The 22,260-nt window shown below is 61.0% G+C and carries 19 protein-coding genes; 18 read left to right on the plus strand and 1 reads right to left on the minus strand.

Going from position 1 to position 22,260, the window contains the following annotated elements:
- Positions 1-12 precede the first annotated feature (12 nt).
- From JTP94_RS19520 to JTP94_RS19550, 7 genes are all read left to right on the plus strand, one after another.
- On the plus strand, positions 13-1,212 hold the full coding sequence (locus JTP94_RS19520) for a M20 aminoacylase family protein (RefSeq protein ID WP_204852343.1): 1,200 nt from the start codon (positions 13-15) through the stop codon (positions 1,210-1,212).
- Positions 1,209-1,760, plus strand: a complete 552-nt coding sequence (locus JTP94_RS19525; RefSeq protein ID WP_204852100.1) for a GNAT family N-acetyltransferase — start codon at positions 1,209-1,211, stop codon at positions 1,758-1,760. The genes JTP94_RS19520 and JTP94_RS19525 overlap by 4 nt, the downstream gene beginning before the upstream one ends.
- A 38-nt stretch (positions 1,761-1,798) precedes the next feature.
- Positions 1,799-3,580: an amino acid ABC transporter permease/ATP-binding protein gene (locus tag JTP94_RS35805; protein ID WP_204852101.1), complete on the plus strand. Its 1,782-nt coding sequence runs from the start codon at positions 1,799-1,801 to the stop codon at positions 3,578-3,580.
- 90 nt (positions 3,581-3,670) lie between these two features.
- Positions 3,671-4,615 (plus strand): ABC transporter substrate-binding protein, encoded by a 945-nt coding sequence (locus JTP94_RS19535; protein ID WP_204852102.1) that lies wholly within the window; start codon positions 3,671-3,673, stop codon positions 4,613-4,615.
- A 77-nt stretch (positions 4,616-4,692) separates the two neighbouring features.
- Positions 4,693-5,631 carry an ABC transporter substrate-binding protein gene (locus JTP94_RS19540; RefSeq protein ID WP_409456616.1) on the plus strand — a complete coding sequence of 313 codons (939 nt, stop codon included), beginning with the start codon at positions 4,693-4,695 and terminating at the stop codon, positions 5,629-5,631.
- 12 nt (positions 5,632-5,643) lie between these two features.
- On the plus strand, positions 5,644-6,684 hold the full coding sequence (locus JTP94_RS19545; protein ID WP_204852103.1) for an LLM class flavin-dependent oxidoreductase: 1,041 nt from the start codon (positions 5,644-5,646) through the stop codon (positions 6,682-6,684).
- Between the two features lie 367 nt (positions 6,685-7,051).
- On the plus strand, positions 7,052-8,017 hold the full coding sequence (locus JTP94_RS19550) for a GGDEF domain-containing protein (protein ID WP_246755049.1): 966 nt from the start codon (positions 7,052-7,054) through the stop codon (positions 8,015-8,017).
- 90 nt (positions 8,018-8,107) lie between these two features.
- On the opposite strand, the gene JTP94_RS19555 is transcribed toward JTP94_RS19550, so the two are convergent.
- A complete protein-coding gene (locus JTP94_RS19555) occupies positions 8,108-9,274 on the minus strand; it encodes a dihydrodipicolinate synthase family protein (protein ID WP_204852104.1) in 1,167 nt (388 codons plus the stop codon).
- 266 nt (positions 9,275-9,540) lie between these two features.
- Here JTP94_RS19555 and JTP94_RS19560 point away from each other — a divergent pair, with 266 nt between their 5' ends.
- The 11 genes from JTP94_RS19560 (at position 9,541) to JTP94_RS19610 (ending at position 22,246) form a co-directional block, all read left to right on the plus strand.
- Entirely contained in the window at positions 9,541-10,587 is a 1,047-nt protein-coding gene (locus tag JTP94_RS19560) for a LacI family DNA-binding transcriptional regulator (RefSeq protein ID WP_204852105.1), read from the plus strand.
- The gene (locus JTP94_RS19565; RefSeq protein ID WP_204852106.1) at positions 10,584-11,588 is read left to right on the plus strand and encodes a Gfo/Idh/MocA family oxidoreductase; all 1,005 of its coding nucleotides are present in this window, start codon (positions 10,584-10,586) and stop codon (positions 11,586-11,588) included. The genes JTP94_RS19560 and JTP94_RS19565 overlap by 4 nt, the downstream gene beginning before the upstream one ends.
- Before the next feature lie 9 nt (positions 11,589-11,597).
- On the plus strand, positions 11,598-13,211 hold the full coding sequence (locus JTP94_RS19570; protein WP_204852107.1) for an acyl CoA:acetate/3-ketoacid CoA transferase: 1,614 nt from the start codon (positions 11,598-11,600) through the stop codon (positions 13,209-13,211).
- Positions 13,204-13,983, plus strand: a complete 780-nt coding sequence (locus tag JTP94_RS19575) for an enoyl-CoA hydratase/isomerase family protein (protein WP_204852108.1) — start codon at positions 13,204-13,206, stop codon at positions 13,981-13,983. The genes JTP94_RS19570 and JTP94_RS19575 overlap by 8 nt, the downstream gene beginning before the upstream one ends.
- Positions 13,983-15,503 carry an aldehyde dehydrogenase family protein gene (locus tag JTP94_RS19580; protein ID WP_204852109.1) on the plus strand — a complete coding sequence of 507 codons (1,521 nt, stop codon included), beginning with the start codon at positions 13,983-13,985 and terminating at the stop codon, positions 15,501-15,503. The genes JTP94_RS19575 and JTP94_RS19580 overlap by 1 nt, the downstream gene beginning before the upstream one ends.
- An 87-nt stretch (positions 15,504-15,590) precedes the next feature.
- The gene (locus tag JTP94_RS19585; RefSeq protein ID WP_204852110.1) at positions 15,591-16,853 is read left to right on the plus strand and encodes an ABC transporter substrate-binding protein; all 1,263 of its coding nucleotides are present in this window, start codon (positions 15,591-15,593) and stop codon (positions 16,851-16,853) included.
- 77 nt (positions 16,854-16,930) lie between these two features.
- On the plus strand, positions 16,931-17,878 hold the full coding sequence (locus tag JTP94_RS19590; protein WP_204852111.1) for a carbohydrate ABC transporter permease: 948 nt from the start codon (positions 16,931-16,933) through the stop codon (positions 17,876-17,878).
- On the plus strand, positions 17,875-18,822 hold the full coding sequence (locus JTP94_RS19595; RefSeq protein WP_204852112.1) for a carbohydrate ABC transporter permease: 948 nt from the start codon (positions 17,875-17,877) through the stop codon (positions 18,820-18,822). Before JTP94_RS19590 ends, JTP94_RS19595 begins: the two co-directional genes overlap by 4 nt.
- A 5-nt stretch (positions 18,823-18,827) precedes the next feature.
- Positions 18,828-19,943, plus strand: coding sequence for an ABC transporter ATP-binding protein (locus JTP94_RS19600; protein ID WP_204852113.1), 1,116 nt, complete (start codon positions 18,828-18,830; stop codon positions 19,941-19,943).
- Between the two features lie 21 nt (positions 19,944-19,964).
- Positions 19,965-21,470 carry a GMC oxidoreductase gene (locus JTP94_RS19605; RefSeq protein ID WP_204852114.1) on the plus strand — a complete coding sequence of 502 codons (1,506 nt, stop codon included), beginning with the start codon at positions 19,965-19,967 and terminating at the stop codon, positions 21,468-21,470.
- Positions 21,467-22,246: a 3-ketoacyl-ACP reductase gene (locus JTP94_RS19610; RefSeq protein ID WP_204852115.1), complete on the plus strand. Its 780-nt coding sequence runs from the start codon at positions 21,467-21,469 to the stop codon at positions 22,244-22,246. Before JTP94_RS19605 ends, JTP94_RS19610 begins: the two co-directional genes overlap by 4 nt.
- The last annotated feature ends 14 nt before the right edge of the window (positions 22,247-22,260 follow it).

The raw sequence follows: 22,260 nt of genomic DNA on the forward strand, positions 1-22,260 counted from the left end.
GGACTGATCGCCATGAACGCCATCGTCAATACTGCTTCGCTCAATGACCCAGTCGAGAAGGGGATTGCCGTCTATCTCGACGAGATCATCGCACTGCGGCACGATCTGCATCAATACCCCGAACTGGCCTTTCAGGAGCATCGAACCGCCAAAAAGGTTGCGTCCCTTCTTGGTGATTGGGGCTACGAAGTTGCGACAGGCATAGCCGGTACCGGTGTCGTCGCGACCCTGAAACGGGGCGATGGGCAGCGCAGTCTCGGCATCCGTGCCGACATGGATGCCCTGCCGATCGACGAAGCGACCGGGCTTGACTATGCCAGCAGCAATCCCGGCGTCATGCACGCCTGCGGCCATGACGGACATACCTCGATCCTGCTTGCTGCCGCTCGTTATCTCGCGGAAAGCAGCCATTTCAGCGGCACGCTTCGGCTGATTTTTCAGCCGGCCGAAGAGATCGGTGCTGGCGCCCGCAAGATGCTGTCGGAAGGGCTTTTCGATCGCTTTCCGGTCGATGCCGTCTTCGGCTTGCACAATTGGCCGGGTGTTCCCGAGGGGCAGTTCGGCTTCGTTGCCGGTCCTGCCATGGCCTCCGTCGATCAGGCGGTCATCAAGATTGTCGGTAAGGGCGGCCATGGCGCCGAGCCGCATCGGTCCGTCGACCCCGTGCTGGCGTCGGCTTCCTTCATCACGGCTCTGCAAAGCGTGGTCTCGCGCAACATCGATCCGCAGGACATGGCTGTCGCGACTGTGGGTTCCATTCATGCCGGTTCCGCATCGAACGTCATTCCGGAAAGCGTCGAGATGAAGCTCACCATGCGCGCATTCAGCGAGCAGGTGCGCGTGAAGCTTCAGGAGCGCATTCCAGCGCTCGCCCGTGCCCAGGCGGAAAGCTTCGGAGCCGTGGCCGAGGTCAACTATCGTCTGGGCTTTCCGGCTTTGGTCAACCACGTCGACGAGACCGCCTTTGCTCGCAGCGTTGCCGTGCAGGCGCTTGGTCCCGCTGCGGTCGAGGCAGATTTCCGGCCGCGCACGGCAAGCGAGGACTTTGCGTTCCTGCTGCAAGCCAAGCCCGGCAGCTACCTCTTCGTCGGCAATGGCGACAGCGCCCCGCTGCACAGCGCCCAATACAATTTCAACGACGCCATCATTGCGCCTGCCGCCCGCTACTGGGTGCGGCTCGCCGAAACCTTCCTCGCGGATGACAACAGGTGACGAACGACATGAGCGACACGTTTCTTTATACGACCCCGCTAGATCCGCGCGCCAAGCCGCTGATCGATGAACTCATCTTCGAATATGACAGCCGCTACGGCACCTATTTCAATGCAGAGGGTGCGGCTGCCGAACTGAACCGCTATCCGCCGGAAGCCTTTGCGCCGCCGCATGGCAACTTCCTGCTTCTGCTGCGCGACGGCGAGACGATCGGCGGCGGAGCGTTCAAGCACTACGACGAGAACACCGCCGAGTTCAAACGCGTATGGACGCGGCATGACCTGAGGCGTCAGGGACTTGCGCGGACAGTACTCTTCGAGCTGGAAGCCCAGGCGGCGCGGCAGGGCTATTCGCGCATCTATCTCACGACCGGCTTTCGCCAGCCCGAAGCCGTCGGCCTCTATCTCACCAACGGCTACACCGCTCTCTTCGACACGTCTGTCGACCCTGAGATCCACAAGAGCCTGCCCTTCGAGAAGGATATCAGCCACCTGGCGCTCGGCGCACTCGATGAGCCGCGCCGACGCATAGCCGGCGCGAACCACTGAAAACGGCAAAGACCGATTATTCATAAAAGGGAATCATCATGGCACTGACGACAGACTTCGCGGGCATCGATCCGGGCGCCAGAACCAACGAGACGAAGACGGACTATTCGGGCTACCGCATCGTGCCGGCGCGTCATCCCGGACGTACCGCGGGTACGATTTTTGCCGCGTTCGTCCTTGCCGCCATTCTCTATTCCACCTTCACCAATCCGCGCTGGGGCTGGGGCGTTTTTGCCGAGTGGTTCTTTGCCGAGCCGGTGTTGGTGGGTCTCGGAAGGACATTGCTTCTGACCGCACTCGCCGCCGTTTCCGGCTCAATCCTTGGAACAGCCTTGGCTTTGGCGCGTGTGTCGAGATCGCCGCTGCTGTCGAGCCTTTCCTGGGGCTATATCTGGCTGTTGCGTTCGATCCCGATGATCGTGCTGCTGCTCGTGCTCAACAATCTCGGCTATCTCTACGAGACGATCACCATCGGCGTGCCCTTCACCGACAAGGTGTTGTTCGATTATCCCACAACGCAGCTCCTGACGCCATTCGCGGCGGCCTTCCTCGGGCTGACCCTGAACCAATCCGCATTTTTCGCCGAGATCGTCCGCGGCGGCATCCTGTCGGTCGACCAGGGTCAGCTCGAAGCAGCCTCCGCGCTCGGCCTGCCGCGCCGCCGCCAGGCATTCCGCATCGTTCTGCCGCAGGCCATGCGCTCCATTCTTCCCACAGGTTTCAACGAAATCATCGGCCTCGCCAAGAGCACATCCATGGTCTACGTGCTGGCATTGCCGGAGCTTTTCTACACCGTGCAGGTCATCTATCGCCGTAATCTGGAGGTCATTCCGCTGCTGATGGTGGCAACGGTCTGGTATCTCGTCATCATGACGGTCCTGTCGATCATCCAGCACTATATCGAGCGTTATTTTTCCCGAGGCGCGCTGCGCAATCCGACGCCCTTGCCATTCGAGGCATTCTTCCAGCGCCGCCGCAATCGGGCCTCGGCGTCTGACGTTTCAGTCTTGGAAACGACAGGTCAGACAGGCCTTCGCGATGCGGGCATTCTGCGGGCTACGGGCGGTGCCGTGCGCATTCATGGCATATCGAAGAGCTTCGGCACGCTGAAGGTTCTCGACGATATCGAGCTCAACCTGCCGACCGGCAGTGTAACGGCCATTCTCGGGCCGTCGGGTTCCGGCAAGTCGACGCTGCTGCGCGCCATCAATCATCTGGAGCGTGTCGATAGCGGCTTTATCTCCGTCGATGGCGAGCTTGTCGGCTACAGACAGCAAGGCAATGTGCTCTTCGAACTCAAGGAAAAGGATGTTCTCAAGCGTCGTGTCGACATCGGCATGGTGTTTCAGAATTTCAACCTCTTTCCACACCTGACGGTTCTGGAGAATCTCATCGAGGCTCCGATCCAGGTGCGCGGTCTCAGCCGGGAGCAGGCCGTGCTTCTCGCCCGCGAGCTTCTTGCGCGCGTCGGCCTCAGCGACAAGATCGACGCCTATCCGCGCCAGCTTTCCGGCGGGCAGCAGCAGCGTGTCGCCATCGCCCGCGCCCTGGCGCTTCGGCCGAAAGTCCTGCTGTTCGACGAGCCGACCTCGGCGCTCGACCCGGAACTCGTCGGCGAGGTGCTTGACGTGATCAAGGAGCTTGCCCGCACCGGGACGACGCTTGTCATCGTCACGCATGAGATCGGCTTTGCCCGCGAAGTCGCCGATACCGTCGTCTTCATGGAAGGCGGGCACATTCTCGAGACCGGTTCGCCGGCACAGATCTTCAACGATGCGAAGCACCCGCGCACACGGGCATTCCTCGACAAGGTTCTCTAGCAGACACAGCTGGTGAAAATGCCGGGCCGTGACGGGCATCCGGATAATAACGACACAATAAACAACCTAAAGATGAAATGGAGTAGGGACATGGCATTCTTTGATAGAGCAAAATACGTGCTGGCGGGGGTAGTCACTGCCGTTGCGATGAGTTGCGCGACAGCCGATGCGGCCGAGAAATTCAATCTCAGCCCGGATACGTCCAATCGGGTCAGGGCGGAGAAGGATGAGGCGGCGATCAAGGCGATCGCACCCGGCTTCAAATTCGTCAATCCCGGCAAGTTCACGGTGGCGATCAACGCTTGGGATCCACCGATCGCTACTTACGCCACCGACGCGAAGACCGTCGTTGGTGCCGATCCGGATATCGCGCAATTGCTCGCCGATTCCCTCGGTCTGCAGCTCGAACTGGTGCCGGTCGCCTGGGAAGACTGGCCGCTCGGCGTCTCCTCCGGCAAGTATGATGCCGTCATCTCCAACGTGACCGTCACCGAGGAGCGCAAGCTGAAATTCGACTTCTCCACCTATCGCAAGGACGTGCTCGGCTTCTACGTGAAATCAGACAGCAAGATCACTGAGATCAAGGAGCCCAAGGATGTCGCGGGTCTCAAGGTGATCACGGGAGCTGGCACGAACCAGGAGAAGATCATTCTCGAATGGGATCGCCAGAACGTGGCGGCCGGTTTGAAGCCGATCGACATACAGTATTACGACGACCGCGCCGCCGCCGATCTTGCCCTGCAGTCGGGTCGCGCCGATGTCGAGTTCAATCCGAACGCGACGCAGGCCTACAAGGCCGCCATCAACGGCACAAGGAAGCTTGTCGGCGTCGTTTCGGGCGGTTGGCCGCTCACGGCTGAAATCGCAGTCACGACGAAGAAGGGCTCCGGCCTCGCCGACGCCCTCACGCTCGCTATCAATGATCGGATCAAGGACGGCAAATATGGCGAAGTGCTGAAGCACTGGAGCCTGACTGCCGAAGCGGTCGATCAATCCAAGACCAACCCTGCGGGCCTGCCGAAGAGCGGTTCGTAATGTTGGTCGAGCGGACCGGCGTTGGTGGGGCCCGCGCCGGTCCGCTCCCATTCATCTGTTATGGAGATACAGTGTTCGTGACGATCCTTCCTACCTTCAGAACCATGCTTGCCACTGTAACTGCGGCTGCTTTGATCGGCTTTGGCCCGGTGAAGGCATCCGAAGACTTCGATCTCAGTCCGGAACAGCCCGGACGTGTCCATGCAGTAAAGAATGATGCGGCGATTGCCGCCGTTCCCAAGGGCTTCAAGTTTGTGACGCCAGGCACATTCACCGTGGCGGTTGCTCCCGGCGGGCCGCCGCTTGCCACCTACGCCACAGATGCCAAGACCGTCGTCGGTGCCGATCCCGACTACGCCTCCGCCATTGCCGATGCGCTCGGCCTGAAGCTGGAACTCGTTCCGGTCGCGTGGATCGACTGGCCGCTCGGGCTGACATCGGGCAAGTACGATGCTGTCATTTCCAATGTCGGCGTCACCGAGCAGCGCAAGGAGAAGTTCGATTTCTCCACCTATCGCCAGGGCCTACACGGCTTCTTCGTCAAGACCGACAGCAAGGTCGTATCGATCAAGGAGCCCAAGGATGCTGCCGGCCTCCGGTTTATCGTCGGTGCGGGCACCAACCAGGAGCGGATCCTGCTGAAATGGAGCGACAAGGATGTGGCGGCCGGCCTGAAGCCGCTCGAATTGCAATATTACGACGACGACGCGGCGAGCCTTCTCGCCCTTCAATCGGGTCGCGCCGACGTCATCGTGCAGCCGCATGCCCAGCTCGTCTACATCGCCGCCCGCGATAAGAACATTAGACGTGTCGGCACCTTGAGCGCCGGCTGGCCCGATCGTTCGGACGTCGCAATCACCACGCGCAAGGGCAGCGGCCTTGCGGCAGCGCTCACGACTGCCACGAACGGGCTGATCAAGGACCGCACCTATGCCAGGATTCTGGATCACTGGCATCTTGCCGAGGAAGCCCTGCCGAAATCGGAAACCAATCCGCCCGGCCTGCCGAAATATTGAGGAGACAGCCGGATGAGCCATCCAGCCCCATCGATCAGCCACATCGGCTTTCTCACGCCAGGCAACTATCCGGATGAAGATCCCTTGGCTGGCCTGGAACAAACCTTGCAGCTTCTCGAGCATGGCGAGCAGAGGGGATTCGACAGCGCCTGGGTGCGCCAGCGGCATCTCGAGCCCGGCATCTCCTCGGCAAGCGCCTTCCTCGCCGCGGCAACGCAGCGGACCCACCATATTGAACTCGGGACGGCCGTCATTCCGATCGGCTACGAAAGCCCGTATCGTCTTGCCGAGGATCTCGCGACCGTGGATGTCCTGTCGCGCGGACGATTGAACATCGGGCTGAGCGCGGGTCGTCCGTTGCATGCCGACCTCATCGGTCCGCTTGCCTTTGATGGCGATTGGGAAAACCATGATTTCTCCCATCAGCGGGTGCTGCGTTTTGCCGACAATCTGCGCGGGACCTATATCGGCGATCAGCATACACTCATCAAGACGCCCTTCGGTCCGCAGCGTCCGCGTCTTCAGCCCTATGCGAAGGGTCTGATCGATCGCATCTGGTATGGTGGCGGTTCGTTGCGTTCTGCGGCCTGGGCCGGCCGCAACGGCTTCAATCTCCTGATCGGCAATGTGGCGACGGGCGAGGAGACCGACGATTTCTTTGTCGCGCAATCCCGGCAGCTCGAGACTTACCGCGCTTCCGGCGGCGAGACGAGACGGGTGGCGCTCGGTCGCGTCATCGTCCCTTTCGACAGTGCGGACGCCATCACGCGCAAGCGTTACACCGACTATGCCGCCGGCCGCTACGAGCGAACACTGTCACCGCAGGGGGAGCGCCGCACACTCTTTGCACGTGACATCGTTGGCACGTCGGATGAAATCCTCGAACGTCTTCATGCCGATCCGATCCTGCCATATGTCAACGAATTTCGTCTGGAGCTGCCTTACGAGTTTCATGACGAGGAATATCGGCAGATCCTCCATGATTTCGTGACGACCATCGCACCTGAATTGGGATGGAAGGCCGCGCCGATACTGCGCCGGTCGGCATCGTGATCGTCAAAGAACCGCATATCTGAGGGAACGGATCGGTGGGAGCATACGCCGATCCGTTCTTCTATCTGGGTCAGCGATCATCAACGTCGGGATACCGTTCGGCGGGCCGAGCGTAGGTCGGCCCAACAAGTGGTTGCTTTCATTCAATTCATTTCCCCGTTTTGCCGAGATTTATATTGACTATTAGTTCCGTGCTTTTGCGCGCCTGTTGCGGTCAGGCAACGGATATCCGCGCGAGATTGTGGCTCGGTGGCAAGAAGTCGATGGTTGCGAGGAACGCGTTTAGATATGTTTCTTTGACATCAGCGAGATTTTAAGGACTTTGGTCTACATTTCTTTCGATCTGGGTACTATTCTCGGTGTTTAAATGGACGATACCGAAATCCTGCCGCCGGAAGTGCTGGCCTCAATGCTGATGCGGATGTTCGAATTCGCGCCAATCGCGATCGCTATCACGACCAGTGATACGAAGACGTCGAGCTATGCAAAGGTCAATGATGCCTATCTCAAGCTGACCGGGCTCAAATGGGACGATATTCGCGGCAAGAAGCTCATTTCGAAGGGCGCAGCCATTGACAGCCCGGCTCGTGACCGGCGGCATCGCCTGCTGCAAGAGGATGGTGCCTATGTGCTGGAAGAGGTCGAAATCCGACATGCGGACGGCAACATCATTCCGACCTTGATATCAGCGCAGCGCACCGTCGTCGACGGCGTGTCTTTCGACGTGGAAATCATCCTCGACGTATCGGCGCGTGTCCGCCACCAGTCCGAAATCGAACTTGCGCTTCGCGCCTCCGCGCGCACCGATGCGCTCTCCGGCCTGCCGAACCGCGCCTGCTTCGACGAGGTACTGAGGGAAAGGGTTGCCACGCAGGAATCGAATGAGCGGCTGCTCGCGCTTGCCTTCATCGATCTCAATGGTTTCAAGATCGTCAATGACACCATGGGCCACGATGCCGGTGATGAAGTGATCCGCACCATTGCAAGCCGTTTCCGGGACAGTTTCCGTGCGCATGATTTCTTAGCGCGCGTCGGTGGCGACGAGTTCATCGTACTGTTCGAAATCGACCCCGCACTGTTGAACGAGGCGCGCGACATGTTGTTCGAGGCGATCGAGCGCATCTTCAAGCCGATAGCGATCGGTGGTGCCCTGACGGATGTCGGCGCGGCCGTCGGCGTAACGCTTCTGAGGTCGGGAGATACGTCAGCTTCCTTCGTCAAACGCGCCGACAACGACATGTATCTTGCCAAGCAGACCGGGAAGCGCGTTTCTGTCGTCTGGCTCAGGCCAACGGATGCGGTGATGCCGGCACTGCGGGCCCGGGCAGAATGAAAACGCTGCTTTCGTGCAGGCACACACATTCTATTCTATAATGACACGTCGCTCCGCGCGTCGTGTCGCCAACCCGCAGCTGAAGGTGCTTTACTCGACGCCGAAGACTCCAACGAAATTCTTCATGCGTCGGACAGCGAGCTCCGGCCTGTCGAGGACATTGGCCTTGTCCGCCAGTCGGAAGATCTCGGCATAGTGATTGACGCCGCGCGCGGATTGCATGCCGGCGGGGAGGCTGAAATGGTCCTGATGCCCGTTCAGCCAGGCAAGAAACACCACGCCCGCTTTGTAATATTGCGTCGGCGCCTCGAAAATCTTGCGCGACAGGGGAACGGTGGGTTCGATAACGGACCTGAAGGTCGCTGCGTCCCCGGCCGCGAGTGCGGCTAGCGCCTTCGAGGCGGATGGAGCGACCGCGTCGAAAATGCCGAGAAGAGCGTGGCTGTAGCGCTCGCCGTCCCCTTCGATCAGCTCCGCATAGTTGAAATCATCGCCGGTGAAACACAGAACGCCGTTCGGAAGCCGATTGCGAAGCTGGATTTCCTTGGCGTTGTCGAGAAGCGAGATCTTGATGCCCTCGACCTTGTCGCGATTTTCCCCGATGATCCTCAAGACGCATTCAAGCGCCGGCTCGAACTGGGCGCTGCCCCAATAGCCCGCCAGTTGCGGATCGAACATGTCGCCGAGCCAGTGCAGGACGACCTTGTCCCTGGTCTGCGAGAGAATGCGACCATAGACCTTGGCGTAGTCATCGGGCGAGGCGGCGAGGCGGGCGAGCGCGCGGCTTGCCATCATGATGGCGCGGCCGCCATGCTTCTCCACATATTCGACCTGCGTCTCATACGCTCGGATGACATCATCAAGCGATCGCGCCTCTGACGCGATGAGGTGGTCGGTGCCGGCGCCGCATGCAAGGTCGGCTCCATTGACGTTCCTTGCCTCATCGAGCGACCGTCTGATCAGTTCCTGTGCGCCGGCCCAGTCCAGGCCCATGCCGCGCTGCGATGTGTCCATCGCCTCGGCAATCTTGAAGCCGAGGCTCCACAAATGCCGGCGAAAGGCGATCGTTGCCTCCCAGTCGATGGCCGGCCGGCCCCAGGGGTCGGTTTCCTTGCGCGGATCCGAAACGACATGGGCGGCGGCATAAGCGATGCGATTGAAGCGCGGGGGCGCCGCCGGCCGTGCGATAGGCGTTCCCACCAGCTCGTAACCGCGAATGATGCCATCGGAGTTCGGCAGGTTCAAAGTCAGGCTCATGACAATCCTCCTCACAAGATGGACGACCCATTAATTTGGATCGTTCCAAATTGCAAGAGGCTATTTTCGGGATCCGCTAATTTGCCGAAAAATGCTAGCGCTGGCGATATGTGCTACGAAATAGGTAGAAATACCCATTTAAAACAAGGGGAATCTACGAAATGGCAGAAAAGATGTGGCAGCAAGCGATCTGGATTTGGAAAAATGCTCTTGACACAATTGGAACGTTCCAATTAATTGCTTAGCGAATTGGCATGGAGGATTGCATGGCCGGGGGACGGGTTACCGTCATAGACATCGCGAAGGCTGCCGGCGTTTCAAAGTCGACGGTCTCGCTGGTGCTTCAGGGCTCCCCTCTGGTCAATGAGGGCACGCGGGTGAAGGTCAGTGCCGCGATGCGGGAGCTCGGCTATGTCTACAATCGTGGCGCCGCCACGCTCCGGCAGACGGGCGCGAAGTCGAAGATCATCGGTGTCGTCGTCAACGACCTCACCAACAGTTTCTTCGCGGAGCTGGCAGTGGGCGTCGACATGGTCGTTCAATCAGCGGGTTTTGTGCAGTTTCTGTCGAATACGAGCGAAAGCATCGATCGCCAGCGCGAGGTCATTGCCTCCATGCGCGAGCATGGCATTTCCGGCCTGATCGTTTCGCCGGCCCGTGCAACGGAAGCGGCCGATTTCAAGCCGTTGGTCGCAGCCGGCATCCCGGTCGTGGTCGCGGTGCGCAGCCTGCCTGGCGCCAAGGTTTCCTCGATCGTATCGGACAATCACGAGGGAACGGCGGCCGCAGTCCGGCATCTGGCCTCGCTTGGCCATAGGCGGATTTCCTTCCTGGGTGGTTTTCCCAATACGGCCGTTTTTGCGGAACGCTTGACCGGTTACCGGGATGCAGTGGCGGAAGTCGGTCTCGGCTTCGACGACGAGCTGATTGTCTCATCAGCTCCATCGAGGGCCGGCGGTGCGGATGCGATTGCTCGCACCATGGCGATGGGCAATCCGCCGACCGCGGCTGTCTGCTTCAATGATGCGGTCGCTTTCGGCGTCTGCGACGGGCTTCGCGCGCGTGGCATGGAGCCCGGCCGTGACTTCGCCGTCGTCGGTTTCGACGATGTGATCGAGGCGCAGACTGCTGTGCCCGCGCTGACGACGATTTCAGTCGATCCGCAGGGCATGGGCAGGCGTGCGGCCCAGCTTCTTCTCAAGCAGATCAATGCGGGAAAGGTGGAGGCGGAGAACGTGACCGCGGCCGTGCGTCTCGTCGTTCGCGAGAGCTGCGGTGCCTGGCAGAGAAAATCAGGGGAGGAGTTGGCGTGACTGTTCGTTGGGGTCTTATCGGCGCAAGCACCATCGCGCGCGAGTGGGTCATCGGCGCCATCCGTGCTGCTGGCGGCGAGGTGGTGTCGGTCATGAGTTCGAGCCCGGAGCGCGCACGAGCCTATGCTGCTGAAAACGGTATCGGCCGATCGGTTTCGCAGGTCTCGGAGCTTGTGTCGGATCCGCAGATCGATGCCGTCTATATCTCGACCACCAACGAGCTGCATCGCGACCAGGCGATTGCCGCGGCTCGCGCCGGCAAGCATGTGCTTTGCGAGAAGCCGCTGGCAATGTCGCTGGACGATGCGCACGCCATGGCAAAGGCGGCGAAGGATGCCGGCGTCGTTCTGGCGACCAATCATCATCTTCGCAATGCATCTACCCACAGCGCCATGAGGGATGCCATCGCCTCCGGCAAGATCGGCAAGCCGCTGGCGGCTCGGGTATTCCACGCCGTCTATCTGCCGCCGCATCTTCAGGGCTGGAGGATCGAGAAGCCTGCCGCCGGCGGTGGCGTGATCCTCGACATCACGGTTCACGATGCCGATACGCTGCGCTTTGTCCTCGGGCGTAACCCGGTGGAGGTTACGGCTTTCTCACAGTCGGGCGGAATGGGCAGGGAAGGGCTGGAAGATGCCGTCATGGGCGTGATGCGCTTCGAGGATGGTGTCATCGCTCAGTTCCATGATGCCTTCACGGTGAAATATGCCGACACCGGTTTCGAGGTGCATGGAACCGAGGGGTCGCTCATCGCTCGCAACGTCATGACGCAGCGGCCGATCGGCACCGTGATGTTGCGGACGGCCAAGGGCGAGCAGGAGCTGCCGACGACCGACAAGAACCTCTATCAGACCGCGCTCGAAGCCTTCCATGCCGCCGTGGCCGGGAAGGGGCGCCCTGCGGCTACAGCCGAGGATGGGATCTGGTCGCTGGCGACCGGTCTCGCTGTCGTCGAGGCCGCCAGAAGCGGCGCGGCCGTAAAGATAAAAACCGGACTCTAGATTATGCATATGAGCAAACACATCACTCCGGCCCAAGCCGCCGCCCTGATCCCCGATGGAGCCATCGTCTCGGTCTCATCATCAAGCGGTCTCGGCTGCCCCGATCTGATGCTGAAGGCAATCGGCGAGCGCTTTGATGAGACGGGGCACCCGCGTAATCTCACGACGCTGCATCCGATCGCGGCAGGCGACATGAGCGGCATTAGGGGTGTCGACCATATCGCCAAGAAAGGCCTGCTCAAGCGCATCATCGGCGGCTCCTATCCGTCCGGACCGTCCACCGCCGAGCCGCCGCTCATCTGGCAGATGATCACGGATAACCAAATTCCCGCCTACAACATCCCGTCGGGCATCCTCTTCGACATGCATCGGGAGGCTGCCGCCAAGCGTCCAGGTGTCTTGACCAAGGTGGGGATCGAGACCTTCGTCGACCCCAAGCGTCAGGGCTGCGCGATGAATGCCGCCGCAAGCGAAGAGCCGGTGGTCAAGCGCGTATCCTTCGAAGGCGATGAATGGCTGTATTTCCCGGCTATCGTTCCGCAGGTCGCGATCATTCGGGCGACGACGGCGGACGAGCGCGGCAATCTCACCTATGAGCACGAGGGCGCCTATCTGGGCGGTCTGGATCAGGCGCTTGCCGCGCGCAACAATGGCGGCATCGTCATTGCCCAAGTCAAGCGCATCACCAAGGAAGGCTCGCTGAAGCCGCATGATGTGCGTGTTCCCGGAATGCTGGTCGACTATGTGATCGTCGATCCCGAGCAGAAGCAGACGACCCAGACCTTGTATGATCCGGCAATCTCAGGCGAGATTTTCCGTCCGCTCGACACGTTCCGCGTTCCCGAATTCAACATCCAGAAGGTGATCGCGCGACGCGTGGCGCAGGAACTGCAGGCCGGCAGCTGCGTCAATCTCGGCTTCGGCATCTCGGCGAATGTGCCGCGCATCCTGCTGGAAGAGGGACTGCATGGCGCGGTCACCTGGGTCATCGAACAGGGCGCTGTCGGTGGCGTTCCGCTCCTCGACTTTGCTTTCGGCTGCGCATCCAACGCCGATGCCTATATGCCGTCCCCCTATCAGTTCACCTATTTCCAAGGTGCGGGTTTCGACGCTTCGCTTCTCTCCTTCCTTGAGATCGGGCGGGACGGATCCGTCAACGTCTCGAAATTGTCGTTCCGGCCGCATGTGACGGCCGGCGCCGGCGGCTTCGTCGATATCACCGCCCGCGCCAGGAAAATCGTCTTCTCCGGCATGTTCAATGCAGGCGCCAAGATCGCGGTTGCCGACGGCATGCTCATCATCGAGAAGGAAGGCAAGCTCAAGAAACTGGTGAACGAAGTCGAGCATGTCACCTTCTCCGGCAAGCGGGCAGTCGAGCAGGGTCAGGACATCACCTATGTCACCGAACGCTGCGTGATGAAGCTGACTTCGGCCGGCATAGTACTGACCGAGATCGCGCCGGGCATCGATCTGCAGACACATATCCTCGAACAATCCGAATTCCCGCTGACCGTGGCCGCGGATCTCAAGGTGATGGACGCTGGACTCTTTGCGGAAGGCAATATCGGCCTCTCTCTGCCGAAGAAACACGCCCGCGTTCTGGAGGGGACGTTCCATGGCTAGCGGTACGATGAAGGTCGAGATAGACGGGCACATCGCAATCATGACGGTCTCGCGGCCGGAAAAGCTCAATGCTCTCGACTTGGACATGCTGAAGGCACTCGGCGATGCGGCGGACGAAGTCGAGGCAAACCGCGCCGTTCGGGTCGCGATCTTGACGGGCGAAGGCAAGGGCTTTTCGGCTGGCGGCGACATCAGGGCCTGGGGCGGGATGGAGCCACAGGAGTTTGGACACGCCTGGGTTCGCTACGGTCATCGCGTTTTCGAAAGGCTGGCGACTTTGCGCGTTCCTCTGATCGCGGCACTTAACGGCCATGCCCTCGGTGGCGGCCTGGAGCTCGCCGGCGTGGCGGATATCAGGATCGCCGAGGAGCACGTCAAGATCGGCTTGCCCGAGACGGGCCTCGGCATGGTGCCCGGCTGGTCCGGCACGCAGCGCCTCGTCAAACGGTTCGGCGCACAGGTCGTTCGCCGCATGGCGCTCGGCGGAGAGATCTTCACGGCCGAGGAGGCGCGCAATCTGGGCGTCGTCGATGCGGTCACCCCGAGCGGCAACGCCGTCGCTGCGGCCAAGGATTATGCGCAGCGCGTGGCCGCGCGCGGGCCTGTGGCATTGGAAATCGTGAAGCTGCTGATCGCTTCGGCAAACGGAGAGGACAACGGCACCGCCGTCGAGGCGCTGGGGTCGATTCTCGCTGCCAAGACCGGCGATCTGAAAGAGGGCGTCGCTTCCTTCAGCGAAAAGCGCCCGGCACAGTTCAAGGGAGAATGGTGATGACGATTCCGGTGAAACCAAAGGCGCTGAGCTCTCATGAGGCGCGGGATTTCAAAATGCTGATCGACGGTCGGTGGCAGGCAGGTGATGCCAGGCCGATCGAACGCATCGCCCCGAGCCACGGCGTCGTGGTCAGCCGCTTTCCCGCCGGCAGCAAGGCGGATGCCGAACGGGCAATCGCTGCCGCCCGCAAGGCGTTCGACAATGGTCCCTGGCCGCGAATGACAGCTTCCGAGCGATCGGCTGTTCTTCTGAAGGCCGCCGATCTTATTGCGGCGCGGGCGGAAGAACTTGCTTATCTCGATGCGATCGAGGCCGGCAAGCCGATCAGCCAGGTGCGCGGCGAGATTGCCGGTTCCGTCGATATCTGGCGCTATGCGGCGGCGCTCGCACGCGATCTGCATGGCGAAAGCTACAATACGCTGGGCGAGGGAACACTGGGTGTCGTCCTGCGCGAGGCGATCGGCGTCGTCTCCATCATCACGCCGTGGAACTTCCCGTTCCTGATTGTCGGCCAGAAGCTTCCCTTCGCCCTGGCGGCCGGCTGCACCGCCGTCGTCAAGCCGTCCGAACTGACGTCGGGCTCGACGCTTGTTCTCGGCGAAATCCTGCAGGAGGCAGGCGTGCCGGACGGCGTGGTCAATATCGTCACCGGAACCGGGCCCGAGGTCGGCGCCGTCATGACGTCTCATCCTGATGTCGACATGGTGTCCTTCACCGGTTCCACCGGCGTCGGCAAGCTCACCATGACCAGTGCCGCACAAACGTTGAAGAAGGTATCGCTGGAGCTTGGCGGCAAGAACCCGCAGATTGTCTTCCCGGACGCGGATCTGGACGCCTTCATCGATGCGGCAGTTTTCGGCGCCTATTTCAACGCCGGCGAATGCTGCAACGCCGGATCGCGGCTGATCCTGCACAAGAGCATTGCATCTGATGTCGTCAAGCGCGTCGCCGATCTCACCCAGAACGTCAGGGTCGGCGATCCGCTGGACCCCAGCACGCAAGTGGGTGCGATCATAACGCCGCAACACTTTGACAAGATTGCCGGTTACGTCGCCAAGGCAACGGACAGCGGCGCGGACGTTGCGCATGGCGGCGGCATTCTCGATCTCGGCATGGGGCAATTCATGGCGCCGACGATCCTGTCCGGCGTGACGCCGGATATGGCGGTTGCGCGCGAGGAAGTCTTCGGTCCCGTTCTGTCGGTGCTAACCTTCGAGACGACCGCCGAGGCAATAGAGATCGCGAATTCGATCGATTACGGCCTGTCGGCCGGCGTCTGGAGCCGCGATTTCGATACTTGCCTGACGATCGGCAGGAAGGTGCGGGCGGGAACGGTCTGGATGAACACATTCATGGATGGTACCCCTGAGCTTCCGTTCGGCGGCTACAAGCAGTCCGGGCTCGGGCGCGAGCTCGGGCGCCATGCGGTGGAGGATTATACGGAGACCAAGACACTCAACATGCACATCGGCAGCCGCACCAGCTGGTGGATGCCGCAGGAGGAAAAGCTGGCCTAGCCAGTGGAGGACTACGCCTGAGGAGGGCGGGGGAGTGGATGCGAGAATGGGTCCCGCATCTAAAAATTGTAAATTGGGAGGTTTTCAATGCGTAAGTTTCTAACGACAACTGCGATGATCGCACTGGCAGTTGCCGGTGCTGGCGCATCCGCTCGCGCCGCTGATGTAAAAGAGGTGCAGATGCTGCACTGGTGGACATCCGGCGGCGAAGCCGCGGCACTCAGCGTGCTCAAGCAGGATCTTTCCAAGGAGGGTTATGCCTGGAAGGATGTTCCGGTCGCCGGCGGCGGCGGCGATGCGGCCATGACGGCGCTCAAGGCCATGGTTGCTGCCGGAAACTATCCGACGGCTTCGCAGATGCTGGGCTATACCGTGCTCGATTACGCCCAGGAAGGCGTCATGGGCGACCTGACCGCGACGGCCAAGAAGGAAGGCTGGGACAAGTCGGTTCCGAAGGCTCTGCAGAAGTTTGCCGTTTATAACGGCAAGTGGGTCGCCGCTCCGGTCAACGTTCACTCCGTCAACTGGCTCTGGATCAACAAGGCAGTGATGGAAAAGATCGGCGGCAAGCAGCCGAAGACCTTTGCCGAGCTGATCGCCCTTCTGGACAAGGCAAAGGCGGCAGGTGTTGTTCCGCTCGCGCTCGGTGGCCAGAACTGGCAGGAAGCGACGATGTTCGACTCGATCGTCCTTTCGACCGGCGGTCCGGAATTCTACAAGAAGGCCTTCAATGACCTCGATGAGGATTCGCTAAAGTCCGACACGATGAAGAAGTCCTTCGACAATCTCGCCACGATCATCAAATACGTCGACCCGAACTTCTCCGGTCGCGATTGGAACCTTGCGACCGCCATGGTCATCAAGGGCGATGCTCTCGTTCAGGTCATGGGCGATTGGGCCAAGGGCGAATTCGTTGCAGCCAAGAAGACCCCGGGGACTGACTACCTGTGCTACCGCTTCCCGGGCACCGAAGGCAGCGTGATCTACAACTCCGACATGTTCGGCATGTTCAACGTTCCCGCCGATCGAAAGGCCGCTCAGGTAGCACTCGCGACAGCAACACTCTCCAAGAGCTTCCAGTCGGCCTTCAACGTCGTCAAGGGATCGGTTCCGTCCCGCACCGACGTTCCGGATACCGCCTTCGACGCCTGCGGCAAGAAGGGCATCGCCGACCTGAAGGCCGCCAACGAAGGCGGCACGCTGTTCGGCTCGCTCGCCCAGGGCTACGGCGCTCCTCCGGCGATCGCCAACGCCTACAAGGACGTGGTCTCGAAGTTCGTCCACGGCCAGATCAAGACTTCTGACGAGGCCGTCAAGCAGCTCGTTCAGGCTATCGACGACGCTCGCTGATCGGGTCGAGAACGGCTTCCCCGCCATGGCGGGGAAGCCTCCGATAGCGAGCATATCATTGGGAGGAGATGGACCTCATGAGCTCAGTTGCTACCACGGAACCGGTGTCGGCGCGACGGCCCGCGGTTTCTCTGCGCGCGCGCCTGCAAGACGCCCTGCCGAAGATCGTGCTTGCGCCGAGCTTCGCGATCACACTTATCTTCGTCTACGGCTTCATTCTCTGGACGGTCTATCTGTCCTTCACCAACTCCAAGACGTTTCCCTCCTATGCGCTAACGGGGCCTCGCGCCTATCAGCGGCTCTGGCGCTGGACGTTCGAAAGCGATCCGCCCTCGTCCTGGTACACCTCGATCGTCAACATGGGGATCTTTGGCTTTCTCTATATCTTCATCTGCCTGGCGCTCGGCCTGCTGCTGGCGATCCTGCTCGATCAGAAGATCCGCGGCGAGGGCGTGCTCAGGCCGATCTTTCTCTATCCGATGGCGCTTTCCTTCATCGTGACGGGCGTTGCCTGGAAATGGTTCCTGGACCCGGGTCTCGGCCTTGAGCAGACATTGCATCAGTTCGGCTGGACGAGCTTCCATTTCGACTGGATCAAGAACAAGGATTTCGTCATCTACACCGTCGTCATCGCCGGTGTCTGGCAGGCGTCCGGCTTCATCATGGCGATGTTCCTCGCCGGCCTGCGCGGCATCGACAGCGAGATCATGAAGGCGGCGCAGATTGATGGCGCCTCGCCCTTCCAGCTCTACCGTCGCATCATCATTCCGCTGCTGCGGCCGGTGTTTCTGTCCGCCTTCATCGTGCTCGCGCACATGGCGATCAAGTCCTACGACCTTGTGGTGGCGTTGACATCAGGCGGCCCCGGCGGCTCGGCCTGGCTACCCTCCAACTTCATGTATGAATATACCTTCAAGCGCAACGAAATGGCCGTTGGTTCCGCCAGCGCCGTGATCATGCTGATGACCATCTCGGCGATCATCGTTCCCTATCTCTACTCTGAACTGAAGGAGAAGGCGCGATGAGCTCTGTTGCTTCTCCTGCCGTCGAGCTGGCGCATAGCAGCAATCGCGGCCGATGGATCGGCCGTGTCGTGATCTACGGCCTTCTGCTGCTCTTTGCGATCTTCTATCTCGCGCCGCTCTTCGTGATGCTGGTCACCTCGTTCAAGACGATGGACGAGATCCAGAACGGCAACATGCTGGCACTGCCGCAGTCTCCCACCTTCGATCCCTGGGTGAAAGCATGGGGCGAAACCTGCGTGGGCCTTACCTGCGCCGGCATCAAGGGTTATTTCTGGAACTCCATCAAGATGGTCGTGCCGGCGGTGGCGATCTCGACGATCCTCGGCGCCTTGAACGGCTACGTGCTGACAAAGTGGCGCTTTCCGGGCCATACGCTCGTGTTCGGCCTGATGCTGTTTGCCTGCTTCATTCCGTTCCAGTCGGTGCTGCTGCCGATGGCAACGATCCTCGGCGCTCTCGGACGCTTCGGCATGTCGCTGCAGGATGCGGTCGGCTTCAGCTTCGGCTTCGGCAATTCGACCGTCAATCTGGTCTTCGTTCACGTCGTCTACGGTCTCGGCTTCACCACGCTCTTCTTCCGGAATTACTATGAAGCCTTTCCGACCGAGCTGGTGCGGGCAGCGCAGGTCGATGGCGCGAGCTTCTTTCAGATCTTCCGCCGCATCATGCTGCCGAATTCCCTGCCGATCATCGTGGTGACGGTCATCTACCAGTTCACCAACATCTGGAACGACTTCCTGTTCGCCTCGGCCTACGCGGGAACCGGCGATTCCATGCCGATGACGGTGGCGCTGAACAACGTCGTCAACACCTCGACCGGCGTGGTCGAATACAACGTCAACATGGCCGCCGCCATGATCGCCGCCGTCCCCACGCTCATCGTCTACATTCTCGCTGGCCGCTACTTCGTGCGCGGTCTGATGGCGGGCGCTGTCAAAGGATAATCGCTATGGCTTTTCTTGAAATTTCCGGACTGAAGAAGCGCTATGGCGCAGTCGATATCCTGAAAGGCATCGACCTCGAGCTTGAGAAGGGCGGCTTTCTGGTTCTTGTGGGACCGTCCGGTTGCGGCAAGTCCACCTTGCTTAATACCATCGCCGGCCTGGAGGCGATCAGCGAGGGCGACATCCGCGTCGACGGGCGTTCCATCGCCGGCCTGCATCCATCCAAGCGCGACATCGCCATGGTGTTCCAGAGCTATGCGCTCTATCCCAACATGACTGTGGCCGGCAACATCGCCTTCGGCATGGAGATGCGCGGCGTCCCTGCCGAGGAGCGCAAGAAGGCGATCGACGAGGTCGCCAAGGTCCTCCAGATCAGCCATCTCCTCGATCGAAAGCCGAGCCAGCTCTCGGGCGGCCAGCGCCAGCGCGTCGCGATGGGCCGTGCCCTGGTGCGCGATCCCAAGCTGTTCCTCTTCGACGAGCCGCTGTCCAATCTCGATGCCAAGCTTCGCGTCGATATGCGCACGGAAATCAAGCGTCTGCACGAACGGATGAAGACAACCATCGTTTATGTGACGCATGACCAGATCGAAGCCATGACGCTGGCGACGAAGATCGCCGTTCTCAAAGACGGCGTCCTGCAGCAGTTCGGCTCGCCGGCGGAAATCTACAACAATCCGGCAAACATGTTCGTGGCCGACTTCATGGGGTCGCCTGCCATGAACCTGCTTTCCGGAACGATCGAGAAGGGAAGCGCCGGGCTTTCCGTCTCGCTGGCGCGCGCGGATGGCGAGCCGATCAGGCTGCCGATCGCTGCCGGCCGGGAGCAGCTGGAGGCACATGCCGGACGTGCGGTCGTCTTCGGCATTCGCCCCGAGGCGCTGACCGATCCGGACGGCGCCGACCGCAACGCGAAGACGGTGGCCGAGAATGATTGCCTGATCGAGGTGGTCGAGCCAGCGGGCTCCGACACATTCGCCGTCATCAAGCTCGGCGGCAAAGAGGTCGTCGCCCGGCTGCGCGCGGATGCACGCATCCAGGCAGGTCAGCACGCACGGCTCGCCTTCAATCTCGACAAGGCTGTTTTCTTCGACCCGCAAAGCCAGACGCGGATCGCGTGAGACGGCATCAGAGATATCGACATGAGCAAAACACCTGACATCGTCATCATAGGTTCGGGCGTCGGTGGCTCGACGGTCGCGGCCGGACTGGCGGCGACGGGAGCCGAGATCCTGATCCTCGAGGCCGGCGATCATATCGCCGATCGTCCCGAAAACCGGGACCAGAGGGCGATCTTTCAACGGGGCCATTTCCGCCCGAAGGAGACCTGGTACGAGACCAGCGGGGTCGGCTTCAATCCCGGAAATTATTACAATGTTGGTGGCAATTCAAAGTTTTATGGGGGAGTCCTCGTCCGTTACCGTAGGGAGGACTTCGAGGAGATACAGCATCGCGAGGGCGTGTCTCCCGCCTGGCCGTTTTCCTATGATGTGCTGGAACCTTGGTACAGCCGCGCCGAGCGCCTGTATCAGGTCCGCGGACGCCTCGGCGAGGATCCGACCGAACCCGGCCATTCGCTCGGCTATGATTTTCCGCCGGTTCCCGACGAAGCGCCGATCGCCGACGTCAGGGCGCGGTTGAAGGAGAAGGGCCTCCATCCCTATTCTCTGCCGTTGGGCGTCGACATCGAGGCCTGGCTTGCCAAGGCCAAGACCCCCTGGGATGCCCACCCAAATTCGCGTGACGGCAAGATGGACGCCGAAACGACCGCGCTTGCCGTTGCCCTGAAGCACGGCAATGTCCGTCTTCAGACGGATGCGCGGGTAACAAGGCTCGAGGCCGGGGCGGACGGCAGCATTGCCCACGTCGTCTACCGCATGAACGGCGAGGAGATCACGCTTTCCCCCAAGCTCGTCATCCTGTCCGCCGGCGCGGTGCAATCGGCGGTGCTTCTCTTGCGCTCGGCCGATGACCGGCACCCGAAAGGGCTGGCGAATTCTTCCGATCAGGTCGGGCGGAACTTCATGAACCACAATTCCTCGGCGGTGATCGGCGTGTCGCCGACCTATCGCAACACCTCCATCTACCAGAAGACCTTCGGCTTCAACGATTTCTATCTCTCCGACGGGAATGGCGGTCCACCTCTCGGCAATGTTCAGCTGTTGGGCAGGATCTCCGCCCAGGTACTCAAGGGTTCGCTGCCGAAGGTGCCGGAGTGGGTGCTCGGACAGATGACGAAGCGGGCGATCGATTTCTACGCGATGAGCGAGGACGTGCCAAATCCGGAAAGCCGCGTCATGGTCGATGGCGACCGTATCGTCCTGCAATGGCAGCGCACCAATTGGGACGCCCATCTCGCACTGGTCGCCAAGCTCAAGGGCATACTGAAATCCATCGGTTTTCCGCTCGTGCTCTCGCGCCCCTTCGACAAGCGCACGCCGTCCCATCAATGCGGTACGGTGCGGATCGGCAATGATCCGGCCACGGCACCGCTCGACATCTTTTGTCGCGCCTATGACCACCCGAACCTCTTCGTGGTCGACGCGAGCTTCCTGCCGACCTCGGCAGCCCTGAACCCGGCGCTCACGGTCGCAAGCCAGGCTCTGCGCGTTGCCGATCACATCGCATCCAAGGACCTGAACGCATGACAGACAAGGTTGAACGGCCGGTCGTGGTCATCACCGGAGGACGGCGGGGCATCGGTCTCGGCATAGCGACCGCGCTGGCAAAGGCCGGTTACAGCGTCGTCATTACCGGCATCGGACCCGAAGAGACCGGCGAGGAAGCCATCACCGGGCTCAAGGCTCTTGGCGGTGAAGCCTTCTACATTCAGTCCGATCTGTCCGATGTCGAAAAGCATGACGCAACCGTCCACGCCATTCTGGCGCGCTTTGGCCGCATCGATTGCCTCGTCAACAATGCCGGCATGGCCGCAGTCGTGCGCGGCGATTTTCTCGAGCTGCTGCCCGAGAATTTCGATGCGATCCTGGCGACCAATCTCAAGGGCACCGTTTTCTTCACCCAGGCCGTGGTCAAGGCGATGCTGGTGTCCGGCAGCCGCTCGCACCCGCGCTCGATCATCAACATCACGTCTGTTTCGGCAGAGGCGAGCTCACCTGAACGGCTGGATTACTGCATCAGCAAGGCCGGGCTTGCCGCCTTTTCGCAAGGGCTTGCCTTGCGTTTTGCCGAATCCGGCATCGCCGTCTTCGAAGTCCGCCCCGGCATCATCCGCACGGATATGACGGCAGGCGTCAGCTCGAAATACGACACGCTCATCGAGGGCGGGCTGGTGCCGATGAAACGATGGGGCGAAGCGGAAGACCTCGGCAGGATCTGCACTGCTCTCGCCTCCGGCGACTTCGCTTTCGCGACCGGCTCGGTGATCGATGCGGATGGCGGTCTGTCCATTCCCCGTTTGTAGACAGGATTTGAGAT

The organism is Martinezella lusitana (genome assembly GCF_016901135.1).
GTDB lineage: Bacteria > Pseudomonadota > Alphaproteobacteria > Rhizobiales > Rhizobiaceae > Rhizobium > Rhizobium lusitanum_D.

Excerpts from the sequence above, each read along its gene's own strand:
- JTP94_RS19520 (WP_204852343.1), top strand. The coding sequence starts at position 13 with ATGAACGCCATCGTCAATACTGCTTCGCTCAATGACCCAGTCGAGAAG.
- JTP94_RS35805 (WP_204852101.1), top strand. The coding sequence starts at position 1,799 with ATGGCACTGACGACAGACTTCGCGGGCATCGATCCGGGCGCCAGAACC.
- JTP94_RS19535 (WP_204852102.1), top strand. The coding sequence starts at position 3,671 with ATGGCATTCTTTGATAGAGCAAAATACGTGCTGGCGGGGGTAGTCACT.
- JTP94_RS19545 (WP_204852103.1), top strand. The coding sequence starts at position 5,644 with ATGAGCCATCCAGCCCCATCGATCAGCCACATCGGCTTTCTCACGCCA.
- JTP94_RS19550 (WP_246755049.1), top strand. The coding sequence starts at position 7,052 with ATGGACGATACCGAAATCCTGCCGCCGGAAGTGCTGGCCTCAATGCTG.
- JTP94_RS19555 (WP_204852104.1), bottom strand. The coding sequence starts at position 9,274 with ATGAGCCTGACTTTGAACCTGCCGAACTCCGATGGCATCATTCGCGGT.
- JTP94_RS19560 (WP_204852105.1), top strand. The coding sequence starts at position 9,541 with ATGGCCGGGGGACGGGTTACCGTCATAGACATCGCGAAGGCTGCCGGC.
- JTP94_RS19570 (WP_204852107.1), top strand. The coding sequence starts at position 11,598 with ATGAGCAAACACATCACTCCGGCCCAAGCCGCCGCCCTGATCCCCGAT.
- JTP94_RS19575 (WP_204852108.1), top strand. The coding sequence starts at position 13,204 with ATGGCTAGCGGTACGATGAAGGTCGAGATAGACGGGCACATCGCAATC.
- JTP94_RS19580 (WP_204852109.1), top strand. The coding sequence starts at position 13,983 with ATGACGATTCCGGTGAAACCAAAGGCGCTGAGCTCTCATGAGGCGCGG.
- JTP94_RS19585 (WP_204852110.1), top strand. The coding sequence starts at position 15,591 with ATGCGTAAGTTTCTAACGACAACTGCGATGATCGCACTGGCAGTTGCC.
- JTP94_RS19590 (WP_204852111.1), top strand. The coding sequence starts at position 16,931 with ATGAGCTCAGTTGCTACCACGGAACCGGTGTCGGCGCGACGGCCCGCG.
- JTP94_RS19595 (WP_204852112.1), top strand. The coding sequence starts at position 17,875 with ATGAGCTCTGTTGCTTCTCCTGCCGTCGAGCTGGCGCATAGCAGCAAT.
- JTP94_RS19600 (WP_204852113.1), top strand. The coding sequence starts at position 18,828 with ATGGCTTTTCTTGAAATTTCCGGACTGAAGAAGCGCTATGGCGCAGTC.
- JTP94_RS19605 (WP_204852114.1), top strand. The coding sequence starts at position 19,965 with ATGAGCAAAACACCTGACATCGTCATCATAGGTTCGGGCGTCGGTGGC.
- JTP94_RS19610 (WP_204852115.1), top strand. The coding sequence starts at position 21,467 with ATGACAGACAAGGTTGAACGGCCGGTCGTGGTCATCACCGGAGGACGG.